This window comes from Bacteroides sp. AM41-16 (assembly GCF_003603495.1).
GTDB classification, from domain to species: Bacteria; Bacteroidota; Bacteroidia; order Bacteroidales; family Bacteroidaceae; genus Bacteroides; species Bacteroides uniformis.
In genome coordinates, this window is record NZ_QTNE01000014.1 from 1 (window position 1) to 12,974 (window position 12,974).

The window sequence follows — 12,974 nt, forward strand, 5'->3', positions numbered from 1 at the left end:
TTTCTAGAGATAAATAATGCGTGACACAGTTTATTTTACACTACCGATACTACTGATAAATTGGAAGAATTTATAACTCTTTATTAGAAGAACTTCTTGCTTTTCGTCCATTAACTTAGTAGCTTTTTTTTTAGTATTTTCTTGATATATAGTTTGTTATTCTCTTTTGTGTTGTCCACTTGTACTTTCCCTAAGAAGTGATTAAATGGCTATCTTTGTTACATTCAAAACTAAAGATACTATGAAATCATTTTTTATTTTGTTAAGTTTATACTGCTTCTTTGTGGTAAATGTAGTGAATGGAAAGTCAGTAACTTTTCCTTCAAGAGTAGAAATCATCATGGATGAGGATTTTGATTTACCGGATGGTCCGGGGAATGGTCACCGTTCTATTCCTCCAGTGACTCCTTTTTTAGCATTTTTGAATGATGACCACTCCATTGACTTGGAGTTCTATCAATCTATAGGTGAGATTGAAATTGTAATTTCTCAGAATGGGGATGTTGTTTACTCTTCTACTGAGAATATTGACTCTCCAATATTGAGAAAAGTACAATTACAGAAAGGCTTAGTTGGTGATTTTTTACTTGAGATAAAAGGTTTGGATGGAGCTTATGCATTCGGTAGATTTACTATTCATTAATAATGGCTATATAGCACTATGAAACAAATCTCATTTTGCATCACTTGTATGAATCGGCTTAAACATTTACAAGAAACTTTGGAGAAGAATATTCTTGATAATTTCTTAGTAGATGAGGTAGAGTTTGTTGTGCTGGATTATAATTCGCAAGATGGATTAGAAGAATGGATTGCTCAATCTATGATGAAATATATTGAGATGGGTATTCTTGTCTATTATAGGACTACTGAACCAGCTTATTATCGACGCAGCCATAGCAGGAATATGGTTTTCAGATTGGCAGAAGGAGAAGTAGTATGCAATTTGGATGCAGATAATTACTTAGGTAGAGGGTTTGCAGAGTTTATGTTAAAAGAATTTAACAATAAAGAGCGTCTATTTTATACGAGTAATCTTTGTTATCGTGATGTTTTCGGAAGGGTCTGCTTGGAAAGAAAGGAGTTCGTTGAGGCGAGAGGATACAATGAAGTGTTTGTAGGATATGGTTTGGAAGATGTTGAATTTTTCAATCGTTTGTTGTGTAGAGGGCTTGTGCAGGAAATTTTTAATCAGAAGGAATTTTATAATGTTTTGATGCATGCAGATGAAGAGCGGATAGCACAAGAGTTTTTGTTGAAGAAGTTGCAGAGTGTCTATCTGGATTATATAAATCCCTACTCTACGAGAGTATTGATGTTGTATAAAGGACAACGTTTTGGCATAGGAGTGATACAGAACAATATTGCAATGAATTATAATCATCCGGATGAATCAGACATGCTAAAACAATGTATAGGGGATAAATATCGACTTGTGATAAAAGGAGAATGGAAAGAAGGAATATGGGATGAGATGGAGAACGGAATTCGACTGAATTTTAAAGATGAGGAAATGATACTTAGAAACAAATCTAATTGTTTGTATGATTTTAATCATCAATATTATAAAGTTAAAGATGCGAATCTGATAGTGGTAATTGTCATGGGTGTAACAGAGGCTATAAACTATCTGAAGATGAAAAAAATGGATAATGATTGTAAAACGGTAAATCCGAATGGGTTCGGACAAGGGATTGTATATCGGAATTTTGATTATACTAATAAAATACTCTTGGCATAATATGAAACAGAATTATACGTTGATGGGAGGAAAAGCGTGGTGTTGTTTTTCTGTTTTTTATTCTCGAAAAGCGTGGGGAAGCCTCTTGACTGAGGTTGTCTCATTCTATCGTGAGTTCCAAAGTTTGTTTCATTATTTTGTGGCTTATTTCTCTGAACAACAAGGAGAACATATCAAAGTCACTTTTTCGTTTGATATTGAGAATATGGTTGAAATACAGGAAAGGGTCGATACTCATTTTTTACTTTTCTTGAATCAAAATCCGTCAGTCCATCCTAAACAGTTCCCTTTCGGAGAAGATTTGTGGTGCTTTTATCCTAACAATTCTTTGGTCTGGAATCAGTATAAGATACAATATCCGGATTTAGATTTATTGCTGGATAAACAATTTACACTTTGCCTTTCCGGATTTTTGAGTGATACTTATGTGGGAGGCAAAAAGCAAATGGAGGGAGAGAACTTTAATTTGCTGGAGCAAATACAACAAAAAGTGTTTACAGAACAAAATGGGATTAGGCTTGCCAAATGGGGATGTTTGATAGAATGTTTAGCTCAAAAGTCTTTGATAGAGATGGATGTGGATGAACAACTTACAGATGTGGATGAATTCTTGATAGCTTTGTGGCAAGAGATGAAAGTGCCTTATATGGGTACATTTCAGTTCTTATTGTGGGTAGGAGATTATTTTCTATTTCGTTTCTATGACGAGAATTCTTTGTTTCGCTCTCGGACTTCTTGGATGTTGGAGCAAATAGTATTAGGTGTTGAACGGTTTTTCTGTCAGTTTGAGTATAGAGTGAGGTATGTTGAACCATTGTTTTTATTTCCAGTTGATGTTTGGCGAGATTTAGGTGAATGGTTACTGTGTGTGGAGAAAGTTTGTATATGTGAGTCGGTAAAAAATGTATTAGCTAAGTTATATGCTTTACCTGAAATGGAGTTTTTGTTACATTGTAATTTCCCAAAGAATACTTTGCGTTGGAAATATCGTGAAATAATATTTGTGGATAAATAATAGAGATAGTTTTATGCTATACATAAATTGAATGTTTAATTAAAATTTTGATGACAATGAAAAAGTTAGGTAAGATTAAATTGGATCAGCTTAATAAAGCTGAACTCAGTGAAAAGGAGTTGAATCGCCTTTTGGGAGGAGAAAACTGTTGTTTGTGTGCTTGCGCTGGACCGTCTGGACCGGTTGACAACTTTAATGCAAATGTTGCAGGTAGTCTGTACTCTCCATCGTGGACTGGCGGTACTCATGGATCACATAGCATGTAGGAATAGTAGTAAATAATACAAGTTTGATGTTTTTTATTCTTGCCTTGTTTATAGGAGAATAAAAATTGTATTTTGCAACTGTTTGAATTGTGAAGTAAGTAATTTGTACCGTTATTTTGGAAGTAGTGGAAGTGCATGATATGTGTGTTTTCTACTACTTTCAGAATGAGGTATATTGATGATTGTATTTATGAAAAATTGTTTTTTACTGATAGCTATTGCTTCATTCTTATTAGGATGTAGTGGCAATAAAAAGGAGAATACTTTGCAAGATGAAGAGGGTACTCCAGTTATTAATCTATCATCAGACAATGTGTCTAAGGTTGCTTTACTACCATTGAGCGAAGCTGCTGCGAAAGTGGAGATTGTTTCGTTGGAGGTGACGGACGAATCTCTAATAGGAGAAATTACTAAAATGAAGGTGACTGATTCTGACATCTGGGTGAAACATTATAAAGACAATCATGTCCTCCGATTTTCACGTTCCGGAAAGTTCTTGAATAAGGTAGGCAAAGTTGGACAAGGACCGGAAGAATATATCAGAATGGCTGATTTCTTCGTGGACGAGAACACCAAAGAAGTATATATCCAGACGACAATAGTTGGAGTTAAAGTCTATGATTATGAAGGCAATTATAAGCGGACAGCTGCAAAAACATCTCCGGATGATGTATTTATGACAATGTATTTCCAATTTGCATTGTATGATAACAAGTTCTTTATAGCTCAAAATCTGGCATTTATCAATAAACCGACACCAAAAGATTCGGTATGGTCTTTTGCATGGGTTGATAGTACTTACCAGAAAAAAAAGATATTCAAAAATCCGGCACATATCGGGCGTGAAGAGGAAATTATGAAGAACGGAATTAATTTCCAGCAGTTTGTTAACTATTGGTTAGAACCTTTTACCAGTATAGATACCTATGGCAATCAGTTGACCTTGAAATATCCGGATACCGATACGATTTATCGTTATGACAGCCCTGCGAATGAGTTGGTACCTCAATATATCATTTCAACCCATGAAGAAAAAGGTGATTATGGGGCGACTCATGTTTGGTTTAGGGAAAGAAGCGCTTTCGATTATTTTTCCATATATTCTTATTATCCGAGTAAGGATAATATCTATCTGTTGTGCAGTAAGGGGGAAACCATTTATACTTATTGTTATGGCAAACAGACTGGAAAAGTGAAAGTAAAAGAGCGAAAATCCGAGATTACGGAACGAATGCTGGGTAATCACACCCTTCGTAGGCTGGAAGGTGCTAAGTACTTTATCTTGGATAATGATTTGTGTGGAGGGTCGTTCCATGTAGATTATCGTTCACAAGGAAAGTATTGGATAGATGTACTTATTCCGAACAGTGAAGACAACTGGATAGATATAGACGAGATGAGAACTTCTGACGTAAAGGATGAATCTCTAAAAGCAAAATTCATCCATACTTTGGAGAATGTAGAGGAAGAGAGTAATCCGATATTGGTAATTGCTACATTAAAATAGTAAATGATGGATAAGTCTTTTTTGATAACTACTGGGAATCAGCATCAATATGTATATTCGGATGCTTTGTGCTATTTTCTTTATGTGCCGGAAGAAATGGCAACTGTAATGGAACATATGGATGCATCACTTGTTGATAGAACAAATTATTACGAACGTAAACTGAAATTTCTGAAAGAACATTGTTTTTTTGAAAAGAGAGGGGTAACATTTCAAACAGATTATAGTGAAGAATTGGTAAAACGAAACCTTGCAGGGTTGCGGCAATTATTGATTGAAGTAACTGATAGGTGTAATTTGGAATGTAAGTATTGTGGTTATGGTGAATTTTATTCTAATTATGACCGGCGAGAAACAGGTGACCAGGCTTTTGAAAACGTAAAACTATTGGTAGATTATTTGACTAAACTATGGTGTTCTGATTATAATGTTTCTCATAAAAATGAGATTACAATTGGATTTTATGGCGGAGAACCTCTGCTGAATATGAAACTGGTGAAGGAAACAATTGCCTATATTGAGAGTTTGAATTTGCCTTCTTTGATTTTTAATTACAATACAACCACGAATGCTATGCTACTGGACCGGTATATGGACTATTTGGTGGAAAAGAATTTTAGTATTCTGATTAGTTTGGACGGGAATGAGGTGCAATCTGCTTATCGGGTAGATAAGCATGGAAATTCGTCTTTCTCACGTGTAGTCAGAAACGTAAAGAAACTGCAAGAAACCTATCCGGATTATTTTGAAAAGAAAGTAAATTTCAACTCTGTATTGCATAACTTGAATTCTGTTGCAGAATGTTATTATTCCATCAAAGAACTGTTTGGGAAGAATCCTCGTATGGCGCAGCTAAATACTACTGGGCTTATTCCGGAACGTGTTGAAGAGTTTTCTAAAATGTTTAATGATAGAGTGAGGAGCTTTGATGAAGCAGTGCAACACGAGGATTTGAAGTATACTTTCATTAAGGATGGCAGCCGTTCCGTGAGCTATCATTCGATGTTGATGCGATATGGTGGTAATCGTTATGCTACTTATTTGGATTTGTTTGATACGGGGTGGGAAGACCGATACATTCCCACAGGCACTTGTCGCCCTTTTGAACGCAAATTATTTTTGACAGTTCGTGGAAAAATTCTTCCATGCGAAAAGATTGGACAAGAACATGCTATTGGATATCTGAAGGATGGAAAACTGAATTTGGACTGTGCAGCTGTAGCTAAATATTATAGTTCGATGTACGAAAAGGTAGTAAAAAGCTGTCGACACTGTTATTTAAAAAGGAGCTGCGGTCAGTGCTTGTTTTTGTTGAAGGAAAAGAATGGGCAATTGATATGTCCCGGCATACAAACGGATGCTAAGTTGAAAGAGGAGTTTGGGATTTTTTTAACGTATGCTGAGAATTATCCGAATCATTATGAGGAGTTGTTATCTTCTATTGTAGTCGATTAATTGAAAAAGGAGTAAATGCAATGAATTATTTATTTTATTTGGAGCCTTATGCGTTTTTGTTGCGTAGTAATGACAAAACAGTAGTTTATAATACTCTGAATGCAACTTATTTGATTTGTCCTGATTATCCGATTGTACAGTTGATTATTGAACAGTGGCAAAATCCGACGAATGGGTATAGTGTTTTGTTGGATAAGGAAATGATGGAAAACGAAGTTGTAAGACATTTTGTTGAGGCTGTAAGAGAATTGTTTTCGGGTGATTGTATAGAATATGACGGGAAATTTCCTAAGCCTTATATCTTTCAGCCAACTTTGTTCTTGAATTCAGATATACGTGTCAAAGATGAGGAAAAAAAAGCCTCTTTGGGAAATCGTGTTATGGAAAACCTTAATGAAGTAAATCTGTATTTACCGGCAACGTGTGAGTTGGAGTGTCCGGCTTGTACTTCTTACTTCCATCAAATAAATCACTGTACTGTTCACTCCGGTGATGGACTGAAAACAGACGATTATCGTCGATTAATACGCCAATTCTTGATGAATGGCATTAAACGGATTAATATATTTGCAGGAGGAAATCCGAATAAAAATAGCTATGTTAGGCAATTGCTTCCTGACATGGAAAAATCAAAGGTAGATGTGCATTTGTATTTGGATAATACATTCTTGTGTAGTGAATATGAAGAATTGGTGCAACAGACCAAATGTGTTTTAGAAGTTTTAGTCCATGCTGAAGGTTTTGGTAATCAGCTGACTGAAGATATGCAGAAGTTCCCGTACGATAGAGTGAAGTGGAATTTGATAGTATCCAATGAATCTGATATGGAACGTATAGAAAAAATGGAGATACCTGCAGAAACGGTAGTTCAAATAAAACCTTTTTATACAGCGGAAAATAAAGATTTCTTTAGAGAGTATGTCTACTTGGAAATGCAAGATATATTGGCTGCCCCTATTGATAGAAAAACGATATTTAGGCATCGGACTTTGAATGATAATTTTTTCGGTAAGTTAACAATTTATCCTTCGGGAGAAGTCTATGCCAATGTGAATTGCAGTGTATTAGGAAATATACAAGATTCATCTTTAAAGGAACTTCTCTATAAAGAAATAACAGAAGGAAATGCTTGGCTTAGAATTAGAGGCAATGAAAAACCTTGTAACCAATGTGTTAATAGGGATTTATGTCCCTCTATCTCTAATTATGAGCTGGTGATAGGAAAAAACAATTTATGTAATATACCAATTGAATAAGTGGACGTATTCCCATATTATCGTCAGCTTGATGCCATGGATTGTGGTCCTACTTGCCTACGTATGATAGCTAAGTTTTATGGTAAGAGCTATTCTTTGCAGACTTTGCGTGCCCGTTCTTTTATTTCTCGCAATGGTGTTTCCATGTTAGGCATCAGCGATGCCGCTGAGTCTATTGGTTTCAGAACGTCCGGAGTTCGTGTCTCTTTTGAACAATTGGCGGAAGATGTTCCTCTGCCTTGCATTTTGCATTGGAATCAGAGTCATTTTGTGGTTTGCTATGATGTTAAGAAAAAGAAAGGGCAATACACGTTTAGGATAGCAGACCCTGCAACTCAGTTGGTTACGTATAATGAACTGGAATTGAAGCGATGCTGGTTAGCTACCAAATCGGACGGAGAAGAGAAGGGGACTGCGCTTGCACTGGAACCCACTCCTGACTTTTATAATGGTGAGGGAGAACCGGAACTGAAAGAAAGAGGGTTGCGTTTTTTCTTCCGTTATCTGACTCCCTATAGGAAAGAGTTGTTTCAGCTGATATTGGGCATGTTGGTGGTGAGCTTACTTCAGCTTATCCTACCTTTTCTTACGCAAGCCTTGGTGGATGTGGGTATCAGTGACGGAAATTTGAGCTTTATTACCTTAGTGCTGGTTGCGCAGATTATAATCTCGGTATCACAACTATCGGTAGAGTTTATCCGTAGCTGGATATTGTTGCATGTGAATACGCGTATATCCATCTCCCTTATTTCGGACTTTTTGGCAAAGTTGATGAAGTTGCCGCTTCATTTTTTTGATACGAAGATGGTGGGAGACATTATACAGCGCATTGGTGACCATGACCGTATAAAGAATTTTCTGACAGGTTCTTCTATTAGTACGCTCTTTTCCTTTGTCAGTTTTTTCATCTTTGCTATTGTACTTGCTTACTACAATTTGGTGGTATTGGGAATCTTTCTTTTAGGTAACAGCTTGTATATTGCCTGGATACTTGCTTTTATGAAATATCGCCGTGAATTGGATATCCGTCGGTTTGCACAAGCAGCCGGAGAGCAGAGTAACCTTGTGCAGATGGTGACCGCTATGCAGGAAATAAAGTTGAATAACTGCGAGACACAGAAGCGCTGGCAGTGGGAGCGTATTCAGGTGAAACTGTTTAAAATCAGCGTAAAAGGGTTGACGCTAGGGCAGGTACAGCAAGTAGGTTCTGTGTTTTTCAATCAGACCACGAATATTATAATCTCGTTTATTGCGGCAAAGGCGGTGGTGGAAGGGGAGATGACACTGGGTATGATGATGTCTCTGACTTATATCATCGGTCAGCTCAGTGCGCCGGTCTCTTCTTTTATAGGATTTGCGCAGCAGTTTCAGGACGCCAAGATAAGTCTGGAACGGCTGAATGAGGTACATGGGAAGCCGGACGAGGAGCAGGATATTGCTTCAAAATTGTCTGTTTTGCCTAAGAAGCGGGAGCTGAGAATGGAAAATGTGTGCTTCAGTTACGATGGAGCGGATAGAGACTATGTGCTGGATAATGTCTCTTTGGTGATTCCCGAACATAAAGTGACAGCTATTGTAGGTGCGAGCGGGAGTGGAAAGACTACTCTGGTGAAACTGATGCTTGGTTTCTATTCGCCCAATAAGGGGGCTGTGAAGGTGGGTGATGCTTCGTTGGAGAACATAAATCCTCATTTGTGGCGTGCCAAGACGGGAGCCGTGATGCAGGACGGCTTTATCTTTTCGGAAACCATTGCGCAGAATATTGCTGTGGGAGAGGAGCAGATTGATGTGGAGCGGCTGCGCCATGCCGTGGCGGTAGCCAATATCCGTGATTTCATAGACTCGCTTCCATTGGGGTATAACACCAAAATCGGTATGGAGGGAAACGGTATCAGTCAGGGGCAGAAACAACGTTTGCTGATAGCGCGTGCCGTGTATAAAAATCCGGAATTTCTTTTCTTCGACGAAGCCACCAATGCCTTGGATGCGAATAATGAAAAGGAGATTATGGAACATCTGCATGAATTCTATAAAGGGAAAACCGTAGTGGTAGTGGCGCATAGGCTCAGTACGGTGAAGGATGCCGACAAGATTGTGGTGCTGGATAGGGGATGCATTGCGGAGGAAGGTACCCATCGGGAACTGACGGAGCGGAAAGGAATGTATTATCGGCTGGTTAAGAATCAGCTGGAATTGGGTAGCTAATGAATGGAGGAAGAGAAGATATATAAGGATATAGAACTTCGCAGTGAAGAAGTGCAGGAGGTGATGAACCACATTTCTCCTTGGGTGGTGAGGTGTGGGATTACTGTCTTGGCAGTGATTCTGTTGATGGTACTGGTTGGTTGTTGGATATTCAGGTATCCGGACACCTTGGCGGCAGAGGTGACTCTGGCCACGGAGGAACCTCCCGCCTTTGTGCTGTCACATGCTACTGGGAAACTCGATACGCTTTATGTGAAGAACGGGAGTTCGGTGGAGGCAGATACGGATTTGGGTGTGATTGGTAATGCGGCATGTTCTGAAGATGTACGTCTCCTTAAGAAATGGATGAAGGCATGGGAAACGCAGGATTATGATTGGCAGAAAGGAGTGGAGCTTTTTATCGGTAGGCGCTGGCAGTTGGGGGAACTGCAATCGGCTTTTGCAGCTTTCATTACTTCACTTACAGAATATGCACGTTTTATGGAGTTGGACTATTACGCTCGGAAACTTCGTTTTCAGGAAAAACAACTGGGTGGACAACGCTCCTATCTTCGGTTGGCAGAGCGGGAGTATGAGTTGATTGATAAGGATATAAAGCTTGCCGAGAGTATGTATATCCGTGATTCTATTTTATATGTGCGCAAGGCGATGATTGCTGCGGAATTTGAGGAGTCTGGAAGCAGATATTTGCAAAGTTTGCGTTCTAAAGAAGAGGTACGTATGAGTTTGCTTCAGGCAGAAATGCAGTTGGTGCAACATGAGGAGAATATGTTGGATATACGTAAGCAAGCATACGATGAGGAACAGAGTCGTCGGACTGATTTAAAGAATGCCATAGGGCAGTTAGCCGCGCAATTGAGTGCATGGGAGCACTCTTATTTATTGAAAAGTCCGGTCAGGGGGAAGGTTACTTTTATGACGGTTTGGAGTCGTAACCAGAATGTGAAAGCCGGTGAGACGGTTTTCACGATTCAGCCATCCGACAGTTCAAGGGTGTTAGGTAAGGCTCTACTTCCTTTGCAGGGTTCGGGTAAGGTACATGTGGGACAGCGGGTGCATATACGTCTGAATAATTATCCCGACCAGGAGTTTGGCTATGTAAAAGGGCAGGTTGCAAGTATCTCTCCTGCTCCAACGGAAGAGGGAATGTATATAGTAGAAATAACTTTGCCTGACGGCATGCAGACCAACTACGGCAAACAGCTGCCTGTTTCGCGTGAGTTGAAAGGTACGGCAGACATTATCCTTGCTGACAAGAATGTATTGGAAAGGTTGTTGGCTCCGTTGAGGAAAGTGGTGGAATATGAAAAATAGTTCTATGTAAATTTCGTAATTCATTTGTTTTTAGTATGTTTGTGCTATTCGTATATATAGTATGAAATACTAAGGAAGAGAATGTTCTTAATGAAAGTATGAAAAGAAGAGTTAAAGCATTGACTGTTGTTTTGGCAATATGTCTTATAACTGTTTTTATTCGATGTCAGTCGAATGAAACTCCTATTCAGCAACTTATAGTTGTTGTGAATGGGGATTCTATTGAGATGGTTTTTGTGAAAGGAGGTACATTTATGATGGGATGTACAGATGAGCAGGGATGTGACTGTGAGGATAACGAGAAACCAGCACGTAAGGAGTCGGTATCTGATTTTTACATAGGAAAATATGAAGTTACTCAAAGGCTGTGGAGGGCGGTTATGGATACTGATTCCATTTTGCCGTTTAATGGGGGATGCGAAGATTGCCCGATGGAAAATGTAAGCTGGAAAAATGCGCAGGAGTTTATCGGTAGATTAAATGCTATGACCGGTAAAACATTTCGTCTTCCGACTGAGGCCGAATGGGAATACGCAGCGCGTGGTGGACACAAAAGTAAGCACTATAAATACAGTGGCAGCAATCAGGTAAGTGAGGTGGCTTGGTATGTTGGGAATTCCTCTGGCGGACAATATGGAGAAGCTGGAACTACCCGTCCGGTAGGTCTGAAAAAAAGCAATGAATTGGGATTGTATGATATGAGTGGCAATGTTTGGGAGTGGTGCGGTGATTTGTACACTAAAGAATACAAGCAAGGTGGTAAGTCTATCCATCCGGGATGGCCTTTTGAGGGTACTTATCTTTTTTTCCGCCGAATATTGCGAGGTGGAAGTTGGGGAGGAACAGCAGAGGGGTGTCGGGTGTCGTACATTGATTACGACATTGAGAATTATAGTGACGAGTATGGAGGTTTTCGCCTTGTGATGGAGCCGGAATCGATTAAATAATGTAATTAATGATGATAAGTGATATTTTACTACTTTCAGAGTAATGAATAGAAATGGTATGAGATATATGTGGAAATTCTTTTTATTATTGATGTTGGTTGTAACTTCGTGTTCCGAAAAGCAGATTGATGGCAATGTAATTAATGTTGCGGAAGCAATGAGTAGATTGTCAGAAGGACAATCTGTACAAAATTTGTTTTCCAGCATAAGTTATATTCCTTTGGAGACTAATGAGCAGGCTATTATAGGAAAATATCCGGAGTGCATAATTATGGATAGTGCGATATTGGTATCTTCTGTCCATCAGAATCTGAAGCTTTTTGACCGTACTAACGGGAAGTATATTCGGGATATTGGACACGTAGGTGCTGATCCGGAAGGATATGCAAAGGATTCATGGGGGAAAGTGAGCTTTTGGGCTGATGCGGTTCGGAGAACCGTTTATCTATTGGGATGGAATAATGATTTCCTACTATATGGATTTGATGGGAAATATAAGGATAGAATTCGATTGCAAGATACAGTCAATTGTATTCTGTCCCAAAATTACTATTTGATGGATGCGGACAGAATTTGGGGACATAATAAAATGAAACTCTCTCCGGAGACGCCATCAGTCTTTTATATGGATAGAAATACGATGTCATTGACCGGTATTGCTACATGGAATTCAGCCCTGCTTCCCATGGATGAGGTTTTGTCGGTTTCAAATTTGTTGGGGGGCAATGTTGCTTATGGAGGTGACTTGGCAATGGCAGAATTTGTTGGTGACCGGAAATATTATACGGCAATCAATAGCCCTTCGTTATGGAAATCTAAGGATGCCATCCGAGTGAAACAAGCTTTTAATGATACTATCTATACTATTTCAGAGCAGGGACTTACTCCATATCTGGTTTTTGAACTGGGTGAGTGGCACTGGAATGAGCAGCAGCAATTGGATGTAGAAGGATGTGATAAAAAAATAGCCATAGACTATATTCTGGAGAATGCAGAGTACATCTATTTCCATTTTCATACAAGCTTATATTTAGAAGAAAGTCAGTCATATTGTGGATTTTACCATAAGGAAAAGAAAACTGTTGTTTGCCAAAAGGGTGATAGCTTATTTGATAAAATGAATAATCAGCATATCCAAATCAGGGGAGTCACTTCGGATGGACATTTTTTTGCTTTGTTACAACCGGATGAACTCAGTGATGATAATCAACGGAGAATGGGAATAGAAGAGGAAGGTAACCCTATTATGGTCATGCTTTATTAAGTAC

General features: G+C 38.7%; 11 protein-coding genes. All 11 read left to right on the forward strand.

Translation table 11 applies throughout. The annotated features are described in order from the left end of the window. Positions 1-241: 241 nt before the first annotated feature. Positions 242-643: a DUF3244 domain-containing protein gene (locus DW896_RS12870; protein WP_151877010.1), complete on the forward strand. Its 402-nt coding sequence runs from the start codon at positions 242-244 to the stop codon at positions 641-643. 18 nt (positions 644-661) lie between these two features. Further along, positions 662-1,741: a glycosyltransferase family 2 protein gene (locus tag DW896_RS12875; RefSeq protein ID WP_005835286.1), complete on the forward strand. Its 1,080-nt coding sequence runs from the start codon at positions 662-664 to the stop codon at positions 1,739-1,741. Between the two features lies 1 nt (position 1,742). After that, positions 1,743-2,756 carry a hypothetical protein gene (locus DW896_RS12880; RefSeq protein ID WP_034528836.1) on the forward strand — a complete coding sequence of 338 codons (1,014 nt, stop codon included), beginning with the start codon at positions 1,743-1,745 and terminating at the stop codon, positions 2,754-2,756. Positions 2,757-2,812: 56 nt separating this feature from the next. Beyond that, positions 2,813-3,022, forward strand: coding sequence for a TIGR04149 family rSAM-modified RiPP (locus DW896_RS12885; RefSeq protein WP_005835287.1), 210 nt, complete (start codon positions 2,813-2,815; stop codon positions 3,020-3,022). A gap of 190 nt (positions 3,023-3,212) precedes the next feature. Beyond that, positions 3,213-4,529 (forward strand): 6-bladed beta-propeller, encoded by a 1,317-nt coding sequence (locus tag DW896_RS12890; protein WP_009037127.1) that lies wholly within the window; start codon positions 3,213-3,215, stop codon positions 4,527-4,529. Between the two features lie 3 nt (positions 4,530-4,532). After that, complete coding sequence (locus DW896_RS12895) at positions 4,533-5,984, forward strand: radical SAM peptide maturase (RefSeq protein WP_009037126.1); 1,452 nt, start codon at positions 4,533-4,535, stop codon at positions 5,982-5,984. Between the two features lie 20 nt (positions 5,985-6,004). Beyond that, positions 6,005-7,240, forward strand: coding sequence for a TIGR04150 pseudo-rSAM protein (locus DW896_RS12900; protein WP_117713603.1), 1,236 nt, complete (start codon positions 6,005-6,007; stop codon positions 7,238-7,240). After that, entirely contained in the window at positions 7,241-9,445 is a 2,205-nt protein-coding gene (locus tag DW896_RS12905; protein WP_119993336.1) for a peptidase domain-containing ABC transporter, read from the forward strand. 3 nt (positions 9,446-9,448) lie between these two features. Then, positions 9,449-10,759 carry an HlyD family secretion protein gene (locus DW896_RS12910; RefSeq protein ID WP_005835293.1) on the forward strand — a complete coding sequence of 437 codons (1,311 nt, stop codon included), beginning with the start codon at positions 9,449-9,451 and terminating at the stop codon, positions 10,757-10,759. Positions 10,760-10,857: 98 nt separating this feature from the next. Further along, positions 10,858-11,706, forward strand: coding sequence for a formylglycine-generating enzyme family protein (locus DW896_RS12915; protein ID WP_117588954.1), 849 nt, complete (start codon positions 10,858-10,860; stop codon positions 11,704-11,706). A 58-nt stretch (positions 11,707-11,764) separates the two neighbouring features. Further along, positions 11,765-12,970 carry a 6-bladed beta-propeller gene (locus DW896_RS12920; RefSeq protein WP_034525324.1) on the forward strand — a complete coding sequence of 402 codons (1,206 nt, stop codon included), beginning with the start codon at positions 11,765-11,767 and terminating at the stop codon, positions 12,968-12,970. The last annotated feature ends 4 nt before the right edge of the window (positions 12,971-12,974 follow it).

Coding starts and splice junctions, on each gene's coding strand:
- DW896_RS12915 (WP_117588954.1), top strand. CDS start 10,858: ATGAAAAGAAGAGTTAAAGCATTGACTGTTGTTTTGGCAATATGTCTT.
- DW896_RS12920 (WP_034525324.1), top strand. CDS start 11,765: ATGAGATATATGTGGAAATTCTTTTTATTATTGATGTTGGTTGTAACT.
- DW896_RS12870 (WP_151877010.1), top strand. CDS start 242: ATGAAATCATTTTTTATTTTGTTAAGTTTATACTGCTTCTTTGTGGTA.
- DW896_RS12890 (WP_009037127.1), top strand. CDS start 3,213: ATGAAAAATTGTTTTTTACTGATAGCTATTGCTTCATTCTTATTAGGA.
- DW896_RS12875 (WP_005835286.1), top strand. CDS start 662: ATGAAACAAATCTCATTTTGCATCACTTGTATGAATCGGCTTAAACAT.
- DW896_RS12880 (WP_034528836.1), top strand. CDS start 1,743: ATGAAACAGAATTATACGTTGATGGGAGGAAAAGCGTGGTGTTGTTTT.
- DW896_RS12895 (WP_009037126.1), top strand. CDS start 4,533: ATGATGGATAAGTCTTTTTTGATAACTACTGGGAATCAGCATCAATAT.
- DW896_RS12885 (WP_005835287.1), top strand. CDS start 2,813: ATGAAAAAGTTAGGTAAGATTAAATTGGATCAGCTTAATAAAGCTGAA.
- DW896_RS12900 (WP_117713603.1), top strand. CDS start 6,005: ATGAATTATTTATTTTATTTGGAGCCTTATGCGTTTTTGTTGCGTAGT.
- DW896_RS12910 (WP_005835293.1), top strand. CDS start 9,449: ATGGAGGAAGAGAAGATATATAAGGATATAGAACTTCGCAGTGAAGAA.